The following is a 20,244-nucleotide window of genomic DNA, read 5'->3' on the forward strand; positions in this document are numbered from 1 at the left end:
AGAGAGATGCAGCCAGCACGACGGAGCGACAGCCCACGACATCGCCAGACTTCGCCAGCAACATCCGGATGCGCATCGACGCCTTTGATCGGACGAACGACGTCGGCGCCTATGCGTGGCGGCGACACCTGGCCCAACTGCAAGCTGATCCCGTGTTTCTACTCCCGGAGGTTCTTCGACCTCTCTGAGCGTGGATAGATCACGATTTGAGAGCGTTCACAACCACAAAGCAGCCACAAATTGTTACGGGGTTTTGTTACCAAGTGGAGGCGCATCGGGCCGCCAGTCCGCCATTTCGTTGATCTGCATCACAAGCACCAGGGCGACAAAGGTCAGACCGGCCAACGCCAGCAGCAAGATGGTGAAATCTCCTTCTGCAGCAAGCAGATACGCCAGCCCGGGCGCGATCAAGGCGGGGACGGTATTGGTCAGATTGAGCAGCCCCATATCGCGTCCGCGATGCCGGGGCTTGACCAACAACTGCATGGCATAGGCGCCCTGGAAAGCCAGAAACAGCGACGCGCCACAGGCGAACAGCACATAGCCCAAGGCCGCCGGCGCCCATTGCGGCCAGACGCCCATAATCAGGGCGCCGACCATCGTCATGGCGGCGGATAACACAAGGAAGGGCTTTCGCATTCGCAGGGCATCTGAGAACCGCCCCGCTACGATGGCCAGCGGCGCCAGCACCATCGTCACGATGCTGGACAACCAGGCCACCTGCCCCGCCACATCCGGCGGACCAAAGCGAAGACCGGTCCGGTTTACGGTTTCGAAGTAGAAGAGCAGATAGGCGAAAAAGATTGTCCCCGCGATCTGGATCAACAGCCGTGCGATCCACACCCTGGCCAGATTGCGCACCCTCAAAGCCTTTGTGGAGACGTCCGTGACGGCGGCCGGGATGATCGCGCCACGTCGCCGCGACACGATCAGCAGCGGCACAACACCTGCCGTGACCAATGCGCCGGTCATTACGAGTTGAAAAGCCTCGCCAAAGGCCGGGGACGCCGTGACCAAGACGCCGGCGATCCCTCCAAAGGTGTAGACCGCTCCCATCAAGCCGCCGATCAGGCCCTTCTGACCGTCGGGCACTTCATCGGCCGCCATGGCGCTCAACGGCGCAAGCATGATGTTGAGGGCCGCCTGAAAGATCGCCACGGCCAGCACGATCTGGATCGGCGTCGATGCGGCGTGGATGCATCCATAGGCGCACAGCGTCAGGATCAGACCCGCCAGAATCCAGGGACGGCGCCCCCGCCGCCCCATCACCGTCCGATCGCTGAGGATGCCGACGCCGATATTGACCACACTCGCCACAGCCGCACCGACCAGGGTCGTGAGGCTGAGCAGCGCCATCTTGTCGGCGCCCGCGATCGCCTCGATTTTCACCGGCAGAATAAGGGTCAGTAGCGGCACATAGGCCACGACGCCCCCGCCCCAGGCCAAGGCGTAAAGCAGCAGAAAGGTCAGACTAAGCCGAGGCGTGTCCGTCAACTCCATAGGCCCAGGCTCGCGTTGACGTTGTTCATGGCCTCACTGTGTGAGCCATTCGAAGTCATAGCAATGTGTCATGACCTGGCAGAAGAATCTTTCGGTTTTGCCTGACAAACTCGGCGAAGAGCGCCTTTCTCGCAGCCCCGATGGGCGACGCCACCTTCAGCGGGATAAACCTCAGACATGACGACAAGGCGTGCCGCCAAGCTCCGCACCACCGTGAGATCCGGTCGCTAGTGAGCTCATGGTGTCGGCCTCGACGACCGAGGCACGATCATTCGAATCCCGGCCGCTAGCCGCACTCCCCGCCTGTCGAGCCGGCAGTTCCAATCAGGGATGGCGAAGCCAGACCAACATTCCAGTTCCAGGGCTGCGTACCGCTTGCGCGGCGCCGGCACATGGCCTGCTCGTGAAGGTCGAACATGCCAGGGAGCAGCCGCTCGGCGGGGCGAGGCATCTTTTCGAAGCGCATGAACTGTCGCTCTTCCCCATAAGCCGGCCATGACACCCCGGCGACCTGTCCAGGCGCGCCGTCCCGGGCGAAGGCGGTCCAGTAGGCGACCATGACGTCGGACAACGCTCTCTCCTCCGCCGTGTCCGGGACCTTTGGCCACAGCGGCGGCGTGCGCGTCAGCCTGCCGAACATATAAGGCAGCTCGCTGGCGTGGAAACCGTGCAGGCCGGCCGCATCGGCAGCGGGATAGCCGTGATCGAAATAATAGAGGAAGGACGGTCGCTGAAGGGCGGTCTGCGACCGGACCAGGCGCTCCGACGTCCAGCCGTAGAGCGCGTCGCGCGTGGTAGCGAGAATGCTCTCCCCCATGTCCGACGACGGATAGAGGGCGAGGAAGGCGTCGGCCAGGTCGCCGTATCGCTCCCGGATCGTGCGCTCGTAATCCGCCGGCGAAGACGGCGTGGGCGGGGCCAGCATCTTCAGTGAGCGCACCTCGCCGCTATTGAAACCGGCCAGGATCGGGACAGGCGCCTGGTCGCCGCGATCGAAGACATCCACCAGCTGTCCGGGCAGTAGTTTTCCATCCACCGCGCCGAAGGGCAAGAAACCGGCGAGGGCGGCCGCATCCGTGAGAGTCTGGGCGTCGAGCGATCGCAGCGCGCGGGCGCTCGGCGCCTGAAGGGTCCGCGCCAACCGCGCACCGGCGTCTTCCGCTGAAGGCATGCCATATCGCGCCGCCTTGAGCTCGGGCGTGGAGATCATATAGGCGCTCTGGGCGATCACCTTGGTGAAGAGCCCTCGCGCCGGGGGCGACGCCATCAGATACATCACGCTGAGACCGCCGGCGGATTCGCCGGCGATGGTGACGTTCTGCGGATCTCCGCCAAAGGCGGCGATATTGCGCTGGACCCATTTCAGGGCCTCGATCTGGTCCATCAGACCGTAGTTGCCGGACACGCCGTCCGTGGATTCTGCGCTGAGCGCGGGGTGGGCGAGATAGCCGAGGACGCCGAGCCGATAGTTGATCGACACCACCACGACGCCTTGCGCCGCCAGGCGCGAACCGTCGTACAATGTCTCTCGACTGGATCCCGCGACCAGCGCCCCGCCGTGGATCCAGACGATGACCGGCGCCTTCTCGGCGTTAGCAGGCGTCCAGATGTTCAGCGTCAGGCAGTCCTCGCTGGTTCGTCCAAGGTCCGCAGAATAGATCGTCTGAACCCGCGGCGTCGGCTGCACGCAGGCGGGGCCGAAGGCGCGGGCGTCGCGGAGGCCCGTCCAGTGCGGCGCCGGCGCCGGCGGCCGCCAGCGGCCGGTCCCGACCGGCGGCGCGGCATAGGGCACCCCCTTGAAGGCGCGGACGCCCTCGATCGTCACGCCGGACAGACCGCCGGCGGGCGTCTGGAGGATAACGTGTTCGCCTTCCGGGTCCGCCGACGCGGCGACCGCCGGCCCAACGCCCCCTGCGACTAGGGCGGCCAAGATGGCGAAGGCTGCGTCTCGCAAAGGCATCCGGCGTAGAGGGGTCATTGGGCGATCTCCGTTTGCGGGCGGCGGCCGAGGACCCTCGCCAGCCAGAAAAAGAGGCCGATGGCGAGGACATAGAAGGGCACCAGGGTGTAGAGGGCCATCTGAAGCGAATGGTCGGGATGGCTCGCCCGGAAGAAGTCGCTGGCGGCCCCGACATAGGTCGGTCCCAGCCCCAGACCGATGAAGTTCATCACCAGCAGCAGCAGGGCGCCTGACATGACCCGCTGGTTCGGGCGCACTTCCGCCTGCACGAGCGCGACGGACGAGGACAGGTAGAAATAGTTCAGGAAGGTCGGACCGGTCAGGAAGACGAGCGCGAGGGGCCACGTCGGCGCCCAGACGAAGGCGCAGTAGAAGGGGATGGCGAGGATCAGCGAGACCGCCGGCACCAGGCCATAGGCGCGCTTCGACTTGCGCGTGAACCGGTCGATCGCCCAGCCCGAGCAGAAGATGCCCGCGCTCATTCCGACGCAGACCACCAGGGCGTACCAGACGGCCACGTCGGCGAGCGCCATCCCCTTCTCGCGCATCAGGAACAGGGTGGCGAAGTTGCCCAATCCGTAGGTGATGAACTGCGTCGCGCCGCTGCCGAAGGACGCCAGCAACAGGGCGGGGCTGGTGAAGAACATCTTCAAGGTCTCGCCGAAACCGGCCTTGGGCTGCACGGTCCCGACGGCCAGGCCATCCAGGCCGCCGCGACGCGGCTCGCGCACCACGAACACCACCGCCAGGGCCGCTACGATGCCGACCGCCCCGACGACCAGGAAGGCGTCGCGCCAGCTGAAGGCCGCCGCGATCGAGGCCCCGAAGGCGATGCCCAGCGCGGCGCCGATCGGCGGACCCAGATTATAGAGGCCCAAAGCCATGCCGCGGCGATGCGGCGGGAAATAGTCGGCGATGATGGCGTAGGAGGGCGGCACGCCACCCGCCTCGCCGAACCCCACGGTCATCCGCGCCACGGCCAACTGGGCGTAGGTGCGCGAGAGACCGCAGGCGATCGTCGCCGCGCTCCAGATGCCGCAGGCGATCGCCAGGACGCGCACCCGGTTGGTCCGATCCGCCAGCCACCCCACGGGAATGGCGATGAAACAGTAGAACATCGCGAAATACAGGCCGCCGAGCAGGCCCAGCTGACTGTCCGAAATCTTCAGACTGTCCTGGATCGGCTTGGCCAGGATCGACAGCAGCTGCCGGTCCAAAAAGTTCAGCACATAGATGAACCACAGCGACCCCAGCGCGATCCAGGCCCGCGCCCCGACGCGTTGTCCCGGCGGCGCCCTGCCCGCCGCATCGGGAACGATGGCTTCATACTGGCTCATGGTCGTTTCCTCGTGATGCGGACCTGACGGCCCGTCTATTTTTCAGGGTGTGTCAGCGCTTGGTAGACAAGGGTGCGGGCGCGGTTTCGGAAGGCGCTGCTGACCGGGTCCGCCAGGCGCTGGATCAGGCCGACGAAGACGATGTCGTTTTCCGGGTCGATCCAGAACCAGGTCCCGCCGCCGCCGCCCCAGCTCAGCGTGCCCCGTCCCTCGACCATGCCGAGCCGGCGCGGATCCAGGGCGACGGCGAAATCCAGGCCGAAGCCGAAGGCTGGATTGAAGGGCAGAAGACGCAGCGGGTTCGCCACCGCCAGCACGGCGTCCGGAACCACATTGGTTCCCATCAACGCGACGGCGACGGGAGACAGAATCCGCACCCCGTTTAGCGCGCCGCGGTTGAGGATCATCTGGCCGAATCGCGCATAGTCCATCGCCGTCGAGACCAGACCGCCCCCGCCGCTCTCGAACACGGGGGCGCGTGTGAAGTCGTTGATCGGCATGTCGAACGCCTCGGTCGCTGGTCGCAGCCCCCCGGCGCCATCGTCGCAATAGATGGCGGTCAGGCGATCGACGTTGTCGGGACGGGTCTGGAAGCCCGTGTCGACCATCCCCAGTGGGTCGAAGATCCGGGTCTGAAGGAAGTCGCCGAACCTTTGACCGGAAATTCGCTCGACGATCAGCCCCTGCAGATCGGTCGCGACGGAATAGAACCATTCGCCGCCTGGCTGGAAGTGCAGCGGAACGGCTGCGACCCTGGACGCCAGCTCGTCCAGGTTGGCGGCCTGAAGCACGCCCGCGTCGCGATAGGCGCGCTCAACGGGATGGACGTCGAACAGACCGTAGCCGAACCCCGCCGTGTGGCTGAGAAGTTCGCGCATGGTGGGCGCGCGAACGGCGTCGGTCGTCAGCAGGCCGCCGTTCGCGTCCAGCCCGGCGAAGACCTTCAGGCCGACGAGTTCCGGCAGGAAGCGCGTGATCGGATCATCCAGGCTCCATCGCCCTTCCTCGAACAGGATCATCAGAGCGACGCCGGTGATGGGCTTGGTCATGGAATAGATGCGGAACAGGGCGTCGCGCGCGAGCGGGGCGTTGGAGGCCAAGTCGGCCTTGCCCTGTGTGGTGAAGGCGACGACCTGGCCATGCCGCATCAGCAGGGTCGAGGTCCCGGCGACGTGTCCCGCCTCGACCATCTCGGCCATATAGGCGTCGAGCCGCCCCAACCGACCGGAATCGAAACCAACCGCCTCGGGACTGGCGGCGATGGGCAGGTCGGCGGGGTCAGCCATGGGAAGGCCCTGCCCGCGCATCCGCGCGGCTGCGGCAGATGCCTATGAAGCCGTGGGCCATGAACTCGGCCATCCGCGCCTTCACGGCCTCGAAGTCGTCGGAGCGGCACAGGCCGTCGGACAGCCGGTCGATCCGTCCCGTCCGGGCCAGGGTGAGCGTCAGGGCGCCGGACACGAAGTGATAGCCCCAGAAGATGTCCTCCTCGGCGCTGTCCGGCATGGCCTTCTTCAGCAGATCAATCAGTCGGAGGACGACAGGGTCATAGAGCCGATCCATGATCTCGGCGCCCCAGGCCGGGGTGTTGTTGATCTGGGCGCTGAGGGCGCCGAAGTTCCGCCACCCCTCCCCGCCGGTCGAATAGGTGTCCAGGTCGGTGTCGAGAAAAGCCCGCAACGCGCCCTCGACAGTCGGCTTGCCGTCGACGGCCCGCTCATAAGCGTCCAGCGCCTCCATCCGGCGTCCGCTGGTGACCGGCGCCCGACGGGCCATCACCTTGTCGAACACCGCCTGCTTGTCGGTGAAATAGTAGTGGACCAGGGATTTATGGACCCCGGCCTTTTCGGCGATGTCCTTGATGGTGACCGCCGAAAAGCCGTGCTGGGAGAAGAGGGCCTCGGCGGCGTCCAGCAGCTGCTCCAGGGTTTCGGCGCGCTGCTCGGCCTTGCTGCGCGGCTTGCGGGGCGACTTGGACATGACCTGAACCTCGATACGGTCCGGCGCGGTTCGTGAGCGACGCGCCGACTCCCTGACGGAAACAGCGGTCATCCTAAGCGCCTCCGTAGATGGCGCGAAGCTGCGTCTTGTTGATCTTACCGGTCGCGGCCAGGGGCATGGTTTCGACCCGCACGATGCGGTCCGGAATCCACCAGTCCGCGACCCGCCCTTTCAGACTGGCCTTCAGCGCTGCGTCGTTGATGGTCTCCCCTTGGGCGGGCTCGACCACCATCAGGGGCCGCTCACCCCATTTGCCGTCGACCTGTCCGATGACGGCGACCAATCCCACCGCCGGCAGGGCGCCGACGATGTCCTCGATCTCGACGGGATTGATCCACTCGCCGCCCGACTTGATCAGGTCCTTCGACCGGCCTGCAAGCGTCAGATTGCCGACGTCGTCCAGGCTCGCCAGATCGCCGGTGTCGAACCAGCCGTCAGCGTCGACCGCATCCTTCTCGGCTCCGAAATAGCGCCGGGTCACGCTATGGCCGCGCACCCTCAGACGGCCGACGGCGTTGCGCTGTTGCGCGAGCGGCGCGCCGGCCTCATCGGTCAAAAGGATATCAAGCCCCATGGCAGGTCGGCCCGCGCCGATCGGGCCATCGCCGTCGGCCGACGGCGGCGAAATCGCGCCAAGGGGCGAAAGCTCGGTCATGCCCCAGCTGGACTGTACGACGACGCCCAGGCGATCCTGCATCCGCCGGATCAGGGTGTCTGGACAGCTGGAGCCGCCGATGATGATCCGCTTCAGGCTGGGCGTCTCGCCGCCGACCGCGTCGAGATGATCCAGCAGCCCAAGCCAGACAGTGGGCACTCCTACGGCGACCGTCGCCTGATGCTGCTGAATCAATCGCGCCAGGGACGCGCCGTCCGTGGACCGGCCCGGCAGGATCAGGCCTGCGCCCACCGCCGGCGCCGCGAACGGCAGGCCCCAGGCGTTGGCGTGGAACATCGGCACGGCCACCAGCACGCGATCCTTCGCCGTCAGGGCCATGGCGTCGGCCTGCAGCGCGCGGATCGTGTGCAGATAGTTCGAGCGATGCGTATAGCCGACGCCCTTCGGGGCGCCTGTCGTACCGGACGTAAAGCACAGCCCGGCCAGGCTGCGCTCATCCACGTCGCCCCAGACGGCGGGACGACCGTGAGCCGCCAGCAGGGATTCGAACGCTTCCGTCGGCAAGCCGAAGTCGCTGTCCGCCGTATCGCCATCCAGCAGGATCAAACGTTCGAGGCAAGGACAGGCCGCTGCGAGCTCCCGCGCCATGGCCGACAAGCCGGCGCCGACCGCCAAAACCCGATCGTTCGCCTGAGTGATCATTGCGGACAGATTCGCTGCCGTCAGGCGGGGATTCAGCGTGTGGCACACCAGGCCGACGCTCATGGCGCCGTACCAGACTTCGAGATGATGCTGCGTGTTCCAGGCCAGGGTCGCAATCCGGTCGCCCGGCCGCAGTCCCAGATCCAGCAGCGTGCCCGAAAGGCGGTTGGCCCGATCTCTCAGATCGCCGTAGCCGATCACAGTGTCCCCCTCCGCGCCCGCGCTGACCACCGCGCGATGGCCATGCCATTTCGCGCCGTGGTCGAGGAAGCGATCCACGGTCAGGGCGTAGTCCTGCATGAGACTGGCGGAGGTAAGCGACATTCGAGACGGGGTCCGGGCAGGCGATAGGGCGGCGGGACAGCGCGAGCCGCCCCGCCTTTAGGGTCAGAAGGTGCGGGTCAGGTTCAGCCCGTACTGCCGGGGCGGTCCGGCATATCTCAGGCCCGAGTTGATCGCGGCGATATAGGTCTCGTCCGTCGCATTCAGCGCATAGGCCGCCCAGGTCCAGGGCCCGGTGTTCAGGCGGATGGAGGCGTTGACGATGTCACGCGCGCCCAGACGATCGCCCAAAGCGGCGTTGTTGAAGATGGTCGTCCAGCTCTCGCCGATATGGGCGTAATCGACCCGCGGCGTCAGCGTCATGTTCGCGCCGAGAGGGAAGGCGTATTCGATCCCGGCGTTGAAGGTGGCCTCGGGAGCGTAGCTCTTGGTGTTGCCCGAGATGTTGACGCAGTTGGCGCTCGCCGGACCCGTCGACGGATTGCAGACGCCCGTCCGTCCCAGCCGCGGGTCCGCGCCGAAGAAGTCGCCCATCTCGGAGCTGGACAGGGAGCCCGCGACATCGAAGGACAGGGGTCCGAACCGCCCCTGGAGCGAGGCCTCCACACCCATGAGCGTGGTGTCGCCCTGGATGTTCTGGATGCGGCTGACCTGCGGGAACTGCGGGTCGCCGATATTGACCTGGAAGTCCTGGTAGACGGTGTAATAGGCCCCGACCTGACTACGCAGACGTCCGCCCAGCAGGGTCGACTTCCAGCCCAGTTCGTAATCGACGAGATCTTCGGAGCCGAACGTCAGGGCCGGGCGATAGAGATTGGGCGCATTCAATCCGCCGCCCTTGTGACCGGTCGCCACGAAGCCGTAGACGAAGTTCGAATCGTCCACCTTCCAGTTCAGCGTGACCTTGCCGGTCACCTTGTCGTCCTTGACCTCGTCGTCCTGGAACAGGACGATCCCGAACTGCGGATAGGTTGTATAGACGTCGTCATTGGTGGAGACCGAATGGGCGTAGCGCGCGCCCAGTTGCACCTGAACTCGGTCCGAAATGTCGTAGCTGACCTGGCCGAAGATGGCCGCCGTCTCCTTGGGCGTATCGCCCCAGAGATAGATGTCGAGCACATTCTCCGGGAAGCCGATCCGGTATTCGGCGGTCGGGAAGGTCTTGGCGGGGAAACGCGCCATGTCATACTGATAGTAGAGCCCCAGCAGCCATTTCAGTCGCTGCTGATCCGGAGAGATCAGGTTGAATTCCTGCGACCACACCTCTTCGTCGAGCTGATCGGCGAAGGTGTTGTTCAGGGCGGCGGTGCCGTCCAGATCCGTGGCGAAACGCGACCGCCCGGCTTGATAGCCGGTGATCGATTTCAGCGTCATGCCGCTGTCGAAGACATAGCTGACGTTGACCGAGGAGCGGACGAACTCGTCATGCGCCTCGTTGGGTCCATTTGAGGTGATCTTGAACGGATCATTGGTCGCCAGCGCCGGATCCGCCGGATAGCCGCCCAGGTCGATGTTGTTGTAATCGGTCTTCCACAGCACCTTCAGCGCGTCGGTGGGCTGCCACAACAGGCTGGCGCGGACGCTGTTGGAATCCACGACCCCGGGACGGCCGCGATAGGGCCCCGTGATGGTGTAGAAGCTGTCTCGGGTCTCATGGTTGAACGCGAGGCGCGCGGCCAGAGTCTGTGTCAGCGGCAGGTTGATCGCCCCCTGCAGCTTGATGTCGCTGTAGTTGCCGACCTGGCCGAAGACATAGCCGTTGATGCCCGAGAAGTCGGGGTTGCGGGCCGTGATGAACACCGCCCCGCCGGTCGCGTTCGCGCCGGCGAAGGTGCCCTGCGGCCCCCGCAACAGCTCCAGGCTGCCGATGTCATAGTAGGGTTCGGTCTGGAAATAGGCCGGGAAGGCCGCGACGCCGTCGCGATAGGTGATGACGCCCACGCCCACCGCCGTCGTCGCCTCCGACTTGCCGATGCCGCGCACGTTGAAGAAGTTGCCCTGTCCGAAATTCTGGATGGTCGTGGACGGCGCGGCGAACTGCAGTTGGTCGAGGGACGTCACAGCCTTATTGGTCAGGTCGTCCCCGCTGAGGACGGTCGCGGCGACGGCGGTCGTCTGAAGATTGCTCGTGCGCCGTTCGGCGGTGACGACCACGTCGCCCAGGACGTCGGCCTGATCTGTTCCTACGCGCGTCTCGGGGTCGTCGACCTGCTGGGCCTGAACGGCGCCGGCCCACAACAGCACGACGGAGGACGTCGTTATCCAGAGCTTGCGGCCCATGGTCGTTCCCTTCCTCAATGTTTCCTCGGCGCTCTTCGTCGCCATGCCGGGACGTTCCCACCGATTTTACCCCCTGTCAACTTCACTAGTCGGCGGGTGAATGTTGACCATCGGGTCAGCGTCGGTTCAGATAGGGTCAACGCGGGCGATCGTCCTGCGATTATCTCTGGAGGACATCATGACCATCGCTCTTAACGGCCGCGTCGCCATCGTCACCGGCGCGGGCGGCGGCCTCGGTCGCAGTCACGCCCTCTCCCTCGCTCGTTACGGCGCCAGGGTCGTCGTCAACGACATGTCCCCTCAGGGCGCCGAAGCCGTCGTGAACGAGATCGTCGCTGCTGGAGGCGAAGCGTTCGCCCACGTCTGCAGCGTCACGGACAGAGCAGCCGTCGACGCCATGGCGGCCGCCGTCCTGGACCGCTGGGGCGCCGTCGACATCCTGGTCAACAACGCCGGCATCCTGCGCGACAAGACCTTCGCCAAGATGGACCTCGACGACTTCGCCGCCGTCATCGACGTCCATCTGATGGGTTCGGTCAATGTCACCAAGGCCGTATGGTCCGCCATGCGCGAGCGGAGCTACGGTCGCGTGATCTTCACGACCTCCTCCTCCGGCCTCTACGGGAACTTCGGCCAGTCCAACTACGCCGCCGCCAAGATGGCGTTGGTCGGCCTGATGCAGACGCTCGCTCTGGAAGGCGAACGTCACGGCATCCGCGTCAACTGTCTTGCGCCCAGCGCAGCGACCCAGATGACGCAGGACCTGTATTCGCCCGAGGATCTCAAGGGCCTGTCGTCCGATCTCGTCAGCCCGGGCGTCGTCGCCCTGGCCGCCGAGAATGCCCCGACGCGAACCATCCTGCTTGCCGGCGCAGGCGCCTTCGAACAGGCCAACATCACGATGACCCGCGGCATCTACGTTGGTGAGGCGAACGACGCCGCCGAGCGAATCCAAGCCGGTTGGGCGCAAATCTCCGACCGAACGGGCGAACAGGCGCCGGCGTCAGGCGCCGCTCAATACCATCATGAGGTCAATCACCCCGACCGCGTAGCGATGCGTTAGAAGGCGATTGCGTCGATCAATCAGAAGCCGAGCGTTAGCGATAAGACCAGGCCTTCATCCCTAGGTCCGTCGCGGAGCGGCGTATAGTATCCCAGCGATAGATCCAGATACCGTCCCCGCGCCTGCAGATCTTCACCCATCCAGTGTCGCCAAGCGACACGCGGGCCAGCGGCTACCGCCCATTTGTCCGCGCGCAGACTGTCGTAGTCCGCGCGGACGCCGACGCCGGCGGTGATGGTGTCGCGACGGCCTTCGGTTGCTATCCAGGTCCAGCCCAGGTTGGCGTCCGCGACGGCATAGGTCTGCTCATCCTCAAGCAGGCGGGCGACATCGACATAGACATGGGCGGCCGGCCAACTGTCGCGGTCGTAGCGCAGGTCACCGCCTGCATCCGCGGACCAGGCAGCGCGCAGCATGGTGTCGTCGCGGGCCGCCTCGCCGATTGCGATCAAACGGCTGGTTTCCAGCGACAGGTTGGTATCGGTGAACGGCTTCCAGCGTACCCCGACCCAGCCTTGGGTGCTCTCGCCGCCAGTCGCGCCGGTGTCGGCGTCGACGGTCTGGTAGGCGCGGGCGAAGGCCTGCACCGGGCGGCCGTTGTTGTCCCCGCCGACGCGGGCCCAGATCTCTCCCCCGACCTGGGTCACCTGATTGTCGCCGCCGTTGATCAAAATCGTGGCGTTGGGCGCAGGGCCGGTCGAGACGTTCACCGTCCCGCCGAATCGATGCTCCAGCGTCTGCAGTTCGCGACCAATCTCATGGCGGCGCTGAGCCGTCATCTGATCGGCGGGAAGAGTGCGGGCGCCCTGTTCCAGCCAAGTGGCCGCTTTCATGTCCTGCCCCGCCCGGCGGGCGGCATAGGCTGCGTCGAGCGCCTGCGCACCGGTCAGCGGTTCGCTTCGGTCAGCGGCGCCGAAACCCTGAACCGCCAGCCGATCCTCCCCCGCAGCCACGGCCGCATAGGCGAAGTCCAGCGGCGCATCACCTGGCAGCACGCCATTCGTCGCGCCCTCGCGCAGCACCACGCGCGCCTCCGCCTTGCGGCCCATTTCGGTCAGCGCCTGCGCCCGAGCGCGCGTCAGATAGGCTTGGCTCTGCGGCGTCGGCGCCAGCGGTGCGGCGATGGCGTAGGCCTCGGCCGCCTGATTCAGGTCGCCGGTCCGGCGCGAGGCCTCACCGCGACGCGTCTGGACCCGATGGTCCCGGCTTCCGGCGACCGGCTGAAGCACCATCAAGGCCGTTGCGTCGTCGCCTGAGCCAATCAGGGCGTCGGCCAGCAGCAAGCGCCAGTCCAGGTTCTCAGGCGCGGCGCCAACGGCGCGGGCGGCGGGAGCGACGGCCTCGGCGGGCCTGCCCGCGCTCATCGCGGCATAGGCGGCTGTGGCGTCGGCGTACCCCTTGGACGACGCGGCTTCGGTCTGGGCCTGAACAGTGGCGGGCGTCAGCACACCGCCGCCGCTAACGGCGATGGCGACGGAGGCAAGCAGGAGGGAGCGGCGCATGGAAAGTCCGGTTCGGTCAGGCGAGTTGATATCGGGGCAGGTGTCGGTCGTCGACCGGCGCGCTTCGCAGCGCCTCGGCCAGATGCTCGCTCAGCCAGCGGGCGCTACGCTGGTCTTTCAACGCCGCCTCGAGGTCGGCCGCAGCGACGAGTTTCAGTCGTGTCAGAGTCTCGCCCAACGAGCGGCCTTCGGTGCGGGAAGCGGCCAAAGCCGTCTGCAGGTCAGCGTGGCTAATGCGTCGCTGACGGATCAGGATGTCGCCCAAGCGGGCGTAGCCGGCACGGACCGAACGCCACAGCATGGCCTCGCGTGAGGCGTCCAGGTGTCCTGCGGCCTTCAGTCGGGCCAGTTGTTCGCGAACGACGACGAAGGGATCCTCCCCCCAAGCGAACCGGATCGCGAAAGCGATGTCGCTCAGCGGAGCGAATAGGAAGCGCACGCTGCGTACGCCCTGCTGGCCCAAGCGCTTCTCTAGCGCTGAGCGCTGGTCGGCAGGCAGAGGCTCGGCCAAAGCGACGTCCAGCCTCGCGCCGTTGCGCCTCAGCGGCACGGCGCCGTAGCGCGCGGCCTCTTCGGGCGTCAGCAAGGCGAGCACCCCTCGCTCGATCTGGAACGGGTCGAAGATGGAGGCATAGGTCTCGCCGCGCTCGGCGAAGGCTTCAGCCAAATGGTCGTCGTCGACGGCGGCGAGGTCGAGCAGCAGCAGGCCTAGCGGGCGATAGCGGTTCTTCTGCACCTCCAACGCCCGGATCAGATCAGCCTCGCTGACATGGTTCCAAAACCGCAGCGTATCCCCCAGTCGGCCCGTGCCCTGCTGCAGCTCCGACAGAGACGGATAGGCGTGCTGGGTCTTGTCCCAGGCGATCGGCCGCCGCGTGACCAGGTGGTTAATCCACTGGTGCGACGCCCGCCAGAAAGCGCCGAACGAGATCAGGTTCGAGGTGACGATCCGGATCGGCGTCAGCGGCACATGCTTCAGCCCATGGTTCAATCCCGTGAACCAAGCCCTGTGCAGGATGCGATTGAGCAAGAACAGGAAGTTGAACGTCACGATCGCCCATACCCAGCGCCGATCGATCAATGGCGGCAGGTTGATCGCTTCGGGCCACAGCCACTGCAGCAGCATCACGCCCAGCAGCTGGATCACGATCGCATAACCGATGATGCCGACCGGGGCGGTGAACAGGGCCTTGCGGTCGCGGAACAGATAGTAGCGGTTCACCAACCCGCCGAACCAGCCGAGCTGGGCCCAGCCCATGATAGAGATGCCCAGGGTCCAGCGCGCCTTTTGTCGGACACTGTAGGCAAACCTGTGGGGGAAGAACTCCTTGGTTGAGACCAGTTCGCGGCGGCTGATGTCCACCATGCCCTTTCGGAACCAGGCCTTGCGCTGGCGCGGAACCTTCGCGTGATACCTCACGAAGGACGACGGATAGCCAAGAACGCTCAGCCGGTGGGCGACGTCATAGTCCTCGGTCAGGCTATCGGTATTGAACGGCTGACCTTGCCTTTCCTCGACCAACGCCATCATGGCCTGACGGTGGAAGGCCGTGGCCACGCCCGCAGACGGGGTCATCCGAGCCAGGGCCGAGCGCACTGGCAGGTCCTTTGTGTGGAACTCGGCGAACTCGTCCATGTAGTGGCATGCGACAAGGTTGTTCCATTTCCGATCCATTGACAGGACGGGCATCTGGATCATTGCCGCCTTATCCACGAACCAGTTGACCGTCTTCAGACCGAACCGATGCACCACGTCCTCGGCATCGTGCATCAGGAAGGCCTCGAACTGCTGGCCGGTCTTTTCCTCATAAAGAAGGATGTTCTGGACGATCCAATTAAGGCAGTCGGCCTTGGAGGTCGGTCCGTCGTGCGGGACCTCGGCCCGGTGCACCTTTGGGAAGCGCTGGCGGACCTTCTCGACCTCGCGCCGCGTTTCTGCGTCGTTCGCGTAAACCCCGACAAAGATGTGGTAGCGACTGTAGTCGAAGGTCTTGTTCGTGTTCGCCACCATACTGGCGATGACGTCGGACTCCTGCCACGCCGGGACCATGATGGCGATCATCTTTTCCGGATGCTGCTCCAGCAGCCGCTGCGGCGCGGGCCGGTCCTGGACGCTGCAGAACCGCACCAGCAGTGCAGACCAGTAGGCAAGGTCGATAAATAGATCGTCGAGCGAACTCACTAAGATCAGCACGGCCGAAATCAACACGGCCCAGCGCAGGACTTCCCAATAGCCCAGCAGCAGGGCGTGCAAGTCCGCGCCTGTGGGCAGAAATTCCATCGTCAGACCGCCGCCCGGATCTGTGCGCCGCCCAGCGGCTTCGACGGGGCCCAATGCGAGATGATGTCGGCGATGCGCCCTGCGGCGAAGCCGTCGCCAAACGGGCTGACGGCCCGAACCATCTGCATCCGCTCAGGCTCGTTCGTCAGCAATCTGAAGGCGGCGGAGAACACGTCATCGGTCTGCGTGCCGACCAGCTTCGCCACCCCCGCCTCAACAGCCTCGGCCCGCTCGGTCGCGTCTCGGAGCACCAAGACGGGCACGCCCAGCACAGGCCCCTCCTCCTGCACGCCGCCGGAGTCCGACAACACCAATGTCGCGCTTTTCAGGTTCGACAGAAAGCCGAGGTAGTCCAGCGGTTCAACGATGCGGATACGGTCCTGCCCAATCAGGGCGGCGTCCACCCGACCGCGCAAGGACGGGTTGGCGTGGGCCGCAAACACAATCTCGATATCGGGAATCCTGTCCCGAAGCTGGATCAGGGCGGCCAGCACCTGTTCCAATGCGCAACCCCAGTTCTCGCGGCGATGCACGGTGACAAGCACGCGGCGTAGGCCGTCGGCGAGCGGAGCGGGTTTGACACGAGCGCCCGACAGCCGGACGGCGTCGATCCCGGTGTTTCCCGTCAGATGGATCCGGCGCCGGGACACGCCCCCTCGCAACAGATTTCGGACCGCCGCCTCCGTCGGTGCGAAGTGCAGTTCAGCCAATTGGCCCACCACACGGCGCCAGCCTTCCTCGGGGAAAGGTTGATCAAGATCGAACGTTCTCAGGCCTGCCTCGACATGACCCACGGGCACACGTCGCGCGAAGGCCGCCATCGCTCCAGCCGCAGTCGTCGACGTATCGCCCTGCACCAACACAAGGTCCGGCGAAATATCGCCAACCGCTTGGTCTAGTCGATCCATGATCTGCGCGAAGCGACCACCAAGGGTGCGTTCAGGCGACGGCGCATCCAGCCTGAGGTCCGGCTGAATGTCGAAAGCGCCCAACGCCTGAGCGTTTAGGCTGCCCTGCTGTTCGGTGGAAATCCACACTGTCTGCACGCCTGAAGAGATCAAGCTTGCACGCACTGGAGCAAGCTTAACGACCTCCGGTCGCGTGCCTGCGAGAATGACTACCTTCACCGATCTGCCCAAACTGAACCAATATAGAGCGACGCTGGCAACGACACAGCGATGTGCGCCCTCGTCCCTCGCGCACAACGTCATCGTCGCACCCGTTGAGTGCGACAACGGCGCCGACTGAACACGCTCCATTGTCGGATCGCTTTGTCAGGAACGAGGCCAAGACGTTTCGACGGGGTTGTGCAGAACGAATATTGACCGGCTCGTCTTTGAAGTGCCTTCGACGTCTCGGTGGCCGCCGTTCGGTCGATCTCCTGTCCGCCGCCAAGTGCCAGACAGCAGCTCGCGCTTGGATTTAGACACCAAAAAGCCGCTGGACCGATGATCCCGCGGCTTTTTGTTATTTTGGGTGCGGGAGTAGGATTTGAACCTACGACCTTCAGGTTATGAGCCTGACGAGCTACCGGGCTGCTCCATCCCGCGGCAAACGGTAGTGTATCGAGAAGGAAGAACGGATCGAGAAGGACCGCGATTGCGGTTTTTGTTCATCATCGGCTGTCCGCCTGGTAGACCCGGCGGCGACCTACTCTCCCGCGCCTTGAGACGAAGTACCATTGGCTCTGGAGGGCTTAACGACCGAGTTCGGAATGGGATCGGGTGGGGAACCTCCGACATAGCCACCAGGTCAACCAGGGGGACAGCGGATGATGAGAAGACATTGTCTGAGATTGCTCTGGTCAAGGAGCAATCATCGAATGAGTTTTGCTGAGAAACGATCAAACCGATCGGATTATTAGTACCAGTAAGCTTCATGGGTCGCCCCACTTCCACACCTGGCCTATCAACGTGGTAGTCTTCCACGATCCTCAGCGAAGCCTTGTTTTGAGGTTAGTTTCCCGCTTAGATGCTTTCAGCGGTTATCTATTCCATACTTAGCTACCCTGCTGCACAGCTGGCGCCATGACAGGTACACCAGAGGTATGTCCATCCCGGTCCTCTCGTACTAGGGACAGATCCTCTCAAGCTTCGAACACCCACGGCAGATAGGGACCAAACTGTCTCACGACGTTCTGAACCCAGCTCACGTACCACTTTAAATGGCGAACAGCCATACCCTTGGGACCTGCTCCAGCCCCAGGATGTGATGAGCCGACATCGAGGTGCCAAACTTTGCCGTCGATATGGACTCTTGGGCAAAATCAGCCTGTTATCCCTAGAGTACCTTTTATCCGTTGAGCGATGGCCCTTCCACTCGGGACCACCGGATCACTATGGCCGACTTTCGTCTCTGCTCGACTTGTCAGTCTCGCAGTCAGGCGGGCTTATGCCATTGCACTCGACGACCGATTTCCGACCGGTCTGAGCCCACCATCGCGCGCCTCCGTTACACTTTAGGAGGCGACCGCCCCAGTCAAACTACCCACCACGCCATGTCCCGGGACCGGATAACGGCCCTCGGTTAGACGTCAACGACAGTAAGGGTGGTATTTCAAGGACGACTCCACCAGAGCTGGCGCCCCGGTTTCATAGTCTCCCACCTATCCTACACATACGGTCGCTAACGCCAAGGCGAAGCTATAGTAAAGGTTCATAGGGTCTTTCCGTCTGACCGCGGGAACCCCGCATCTTCACGGGGAATTCAATTTCACTGAGCCTATGCTGGAGACAGTGGGGAAGTCGTTACGCCATTCGTGCAGGTCGGAACTTACCCGACAAGGAATTTCGCTACCTTAGGACCGTTATAGTTACGGCCGCCGTTTACCTGGGCTTCAGTTCGACGCTTTCACATCTCCCTTTAACCTTCAGGCACCGGGCAGGCGTCAGACCCTATACGTCGCATTGCTGCTTCGCAGAGCCCTGTGTTTTTGCTAAACAGTCGCTACCCCCTGGCTTGTGCCACTCAGTCCTGCTTGCGCAAGGTGAGTCACGCTTATTCCGAAGTTACGCGTGCAATTTGCCGAGTTCCTTCAGCATAGTTCTCTCAAACGCCTTGGTATGCTCTACCTGACCACCTGTGTCGGTTTCGGGTACGGTCTCTGCTGGAGTTATTTCCTGGGACAACGCCCCCGCACACACAATCCAATAAGTGGGTACGAGTTAAGCCATCCGTCACTTCCAGCTGGTGCAGGAATATTTACCTGCTTCCCATCGACTACGCTTTTCAGCCTCGCCTTAGGGGCCGACTAACCCTGCGCAGATTAGCTTTACGCAGGAACCCTTGGTCTTTCGGCGAGAGTGTCTCTCACACTCTTATCGTTACTCATGTCAGCATTCTCACTTCCGATACCTCCAGCCAGGCTCACGCCTGACCTTCACCGGCCTACGGAACGCTCCGCTACCGCTTGCAGTAAACTGCAAACCCATATCTTCGGCGCACGGCTTGAGCCCCGTTACATTTTCCGCGCAGGATCGCTTGATCAGTGAGCTGTTACGCTTTCTTTAAAGGATGGCTGCTTCTAAGCCAACCTCCTGATTGTCAAAGCAATCCCACATCGTTTCCCACTTAGCCGTGACTTGGGGGCCTTAGATGATGGTTAGGGTTGTTTCCCTTTTCACGACGGACGTTAGCACCCGCCGTGTGTCTGCCCGATAGTTCTCTTGGGTATTCGGAGTTTGGTTAGTATTGGTACCGCTCGCGCAGCCCGCAACCATCCAGTGCTCTACCCCCCAAGGAATTCGTCGGACGCTCTACCTAAATAGATTTCGCGGAGAACCAGCTATGTCCAGGTTTGATTGGCCTTTCACCCCTATCCACAAGTCATCCCAGAATTTTTCAACATTCACGGGTTCGGTCCTCCAGTTGGTGTTACCCAACCTTCAACCTGCTCATGGATAGATCACCTGGTTTCGGGTCGTCATACGTCGAACTTAGCGCCCTATTCAGACTCGCTTTCGCTGCGCCTACACCTAACGGCTTAAGCTTGCTCGACACATGAAGTCGCTGACCCATTATACAAAAGGTACGCCGTCACCGCGCTTGGCGGCTCCGACTGCTTGTAGGCTTCCGATTTCAGGATCTGTTTCACTCCCCTTGTCGGGGTGCTTTTCACCTTTCCCTCACGGTACTTGTTCACTATCGGTCGTAGAGGAGTACTTAGGCTTGGAGGGTGGTCCCCCCATGTTCAGACAGGATTTCACGTGTCCCGCCCTACTCGAGTCTCTTGCTGTTTGATGACTACGGGGCTTTCACCCACTATGGCCGACCTTTCCAGATCGTTCGTCTTTATTTCACAAGAGCACTGGCCTGGTCCCGGTTCGCTCGCCACTACTACGGGAGTCTCGGTTGATGTCCTTTCCTCCGGGTACTGAGATGTTTCAGTTCCCCGGGTTCGCTTAATGAAGCCTATGTATTCAGCTCATTATACCTTTCAACAATCCGCCAATCGCTGCCCCGAAGAGCAGAGTTGGAAGACTGTAAAGGTGGGTTTCCCCATTCGGAAATAACCGGATCAAAGGGTGCTAGCGCCTCCCCGGTTCTTATCGCAGCTTGCCACGTCCTTCATCGCCTCTCTACGCCAAGGCATCCGTCAGAAGCCCTTCAACGTTTGATCGTTTCTCAGCAAAACTCATGCTTGGTTTATTCCGCCCGACTGGAAAGATGCCGGGGGACCAAGCCTGATTTTTGTCAGACAATGTCTTCTTCTCGAACAGAG

11 protein-coding genes, 1 tRNA gene and 2 rRNA genes are annotated in these 20,244 nt (G+C 63.5%); 1 reads left to right on the top strand and 13 read right to left on the bottom strand.

Features of this window, described 5'->3' with window-relative positions; all coding sequences use genetic code 11:
* Window positions 1–243: 243 nt before the first annotated feature.
* From JX001_RS14040 to JX001_RS14070, 7 genes are all read right to left on the bottom strand, one after another.
* Window positions 244–1,494, bottom strand: coding sequence for an MFS transporter (locus JX001_RS14040; protein ID WP_205681474.1), 1,251 nt, complete (start codon window positions 1,492–1,494; stop codon window positions 244–246).
* Window positions 1,495–1,786: 292 nt separating this feature from the next.
* The gene (locus tag JX001_RS14045; protein WP_241004661.1) at window positions 1,787–3,478 is read right to left on the bottom strand and encodes a carboxylesterase/lipase family protein; all 1,692 of its coding nucleotides are present in this window, start codon (window positions 3,476–3,478) and stop codon (window positions 1,787–1,789) included.
* Window positions 3,475–4,797 (bottom strand): spinster family MFS transporter, encoded by a 1,323-nt coding sequence (locus JX001_RS14050; RefSeq protein ID WP_205681475.1) that lies wholly within the window; start codon window positions 4,795–4,797, stop codon window positions 3,475–3,477. Before JX001_RS14050 ends, JX001_RS14045 begins: the two co-directional genes overlap by 4 nt.
* Before the next feature lie 35 nt (window positions 4,798–4,832).
* Window positions 4,833–6,083: a serine hydrolase domain-containing protein gene (locus JX001_RS14055; protein WP_205681476.1), complete on the bottom strand. Its 1,251-nt coding sequence runs from the start codon at window positions 6,081–6,083 to the stop codon at window positions 4,833–4,835.
* Window positions 6,076–6,777 carry a TetR/AcrR family transcriptional regulator gene (locus tag JX001_RS14060; protein WP_205683202.1) on the bottom strand — a complete coding sequence of 234 codons (702 nt, stop codon included), beginning with the start codon at window positions 6,775–6,777 and terminating at the stop codon, window positions 6,076–6,078. The genes JX001_RS14055 and JX001_RS14060 overlap by 8 nt, the downstream gene beginning before the upstream one ends.
* 73 nt (window positions 6,778–6,850) lie before the next feature.
* A complete protein-coding gene (locus tag JX001_RS14065; RefSeq protein WP_241004662.1) occupies window positions 6,851–8,440 on the bottom strand; it encodes an AMP-binding protein in 1,590 nt (529 codons plus the stop codon).
* A 63-nt stretch (window positions 8,441–8,503) separates the two neighbouring features.
* Window positions 8,504–10,723: a TonB-dependent receptor gene (locus tag JX001_RS14070; protein WP_205681477.1), complete on the bottom strand. Its 2,220-nt coding sequence runs from the start codon at window positions 10,721–10,723 to the stop codon at window positions 8,504–8,506.
* 133 nt (window positions 10,724–10,856) lie between these two features.
* On the opposite strand from JX001_RS14070, the gene JX001_RS14075 reads away from it, so the two are divergent.
* A complete protein-coding gene (locus JX001_RS14075) occupies window positions 10,857–11,741 on the top strand; it encodes an SDR family NAD(P)-dependent oxidoreductase (RefSeq protein WP_205681478.1) in 885 nt (294 codons plus the stop codon).
* A 20-nt stretch (window positions 11,742–11,761) separates the two neighbouring features.
* On the opposite strand, the gene JX001_RS14080 is transcribed toward JX001_RS14075, so the two are convergent.
* From JX001_RS14080 to JX001_RS14105, 6 genes are all read right to left on the bottom strand, one after another.
* A complete protein-coding gene (locus tag JX001_RS14080; protein ID WP_205681479.1) occupies window positions 11,762–13,243 on the bottom strand; it encodes an NfrA family protein in 1,482 nt (493 codons plus the stop codon).
* Between the two features lie 16 nt (window positions 13,244–13,259).
* Window positions 13,260–15,524 (bottom strand): glycosyl transferase family protein, encoded by a 2,265-nt coding sequence (locus tag JX001_RS14085; RefSeq protein WP_205681480.1) that lies wholly within the window; start codon window positions 15,522–15,524, stop codon window positions 13,260–13,262.
* Between the two features lie 2 nt (window positions 15,525–15,526).
* The gene (gene wecB / locus JX001_RS14090; RefSeq protein WP_205681481.1) at window positions 15,527–16,783 is read right to left on the bottom strand and encodes a non-hydrolyzing UDP-N-acetylglucosamine 2-epimerase; all 1,257 of its coding nucleotides are present in this window, start codon (window positions 16,781–16,783) and stop codon (window positions 15,527–15,529) included.
* A 214-nt stretch (window positions 16,784–16,997) separates the two neighbouring features.
* A tRNA-Met gene (locus tag JX001_RS14095) sits at window positions 16,998–17,074 on the bottom strand.
* Between the two features lie 87 nt (window positions 17,075–17,161).
* Window positions 17,162–17,276 (bottom strand): 5S ribosomal RNA (gene rrf / locus JX001_RS14100).
* Between the two features lie 87 nt (window positions 17,277–17,363).
* Window positions 17,364–20,142 (bottom strand): 23S ribosomal RNA (locus JX001_RS14105).
* Between the last annotated feature and the right edge of the window lie 102 nt (window positions 20,143–20,244).

Source organism: Brevundimonas fontaquae (genome assembly GCF_017086445.1).
GTDB lineage: Bacteria > Pseudomonadota > Alphaproteobacteria > Caulobacterales > Caulobacteraceae > Brevundimonas > Brevundimonas fontaquae.

Coding starts and splice junctions, on each gene's coding strand:
- JX001_RS14045 (WP_241004661.1), bottom strand. CDS start 3,478: ATGACCCCTCTACGCCGGATGCCTTTGCGAGACGCAGCCTTCGCCATC.
- JX001_RS14050 (WP_205681475.1), bottom strand. CDS start 4,797: ATGAGCCAGTATGAAGCCATCGTTCCCGATGCGGCGGGCAGGGCGCCG.
- JX001_RS14055 (WP_205681476.1), bottom strand. CDS start 6,083: ATGGCTGACCCCGCCGACCTGCCCATCGCCGCCAGTCCCGAGGCGGTT.
- JX001_RS14060 (WP_205683202.1), bottom strand. CDS start 6,777: ATGTCCAAGTCGCCCCGCAAGCCGCGCAGCAAGGCCGAGCAGCGCGCC.
- JX001_RS14065 (WP_241004662.1), bottom strand. CDS start 8,440: ATGTCGCTTACCTCCGCCAGTCTCATGCAGGACTACGCCCTGACCGTG.
- JX001_RS14070 (WP_205681477.1), bottom strand. CDS start 10,723: ATGGCGACGAAGAGCGCCGAGGAAACATTGAGGAAGGGAACGACCATG.
- JX001_RS14075 (WP_205681478.1), top strand. CDS start 10,857: ATGACCATCGCTCTTAACGGCCGCGTCGCCATCGTCACCGGCGCGGGC.
- JX001_RS14080 (WP_205681479.1), bottom strand. CDS start 13,243: ATGCGCCGCTCCCTCCTGCTTGCCTCCGTCGCCATCGCCGTTAGCGGC.
- JX001_RS14085 (WP_205681480.1), bottom strand. CDS start 15,524: ATGGAATTTCTGCCCACAGGCGCGGACTTGCACGCCCTGCTGCTGGGC.
- wecB (WP_205681481.1), bottom strand. CDS start 16,783: ATGGAGCGTGTTCAGTCGGCGCCGTTGTCGCACTCAACGGGTGCGACG.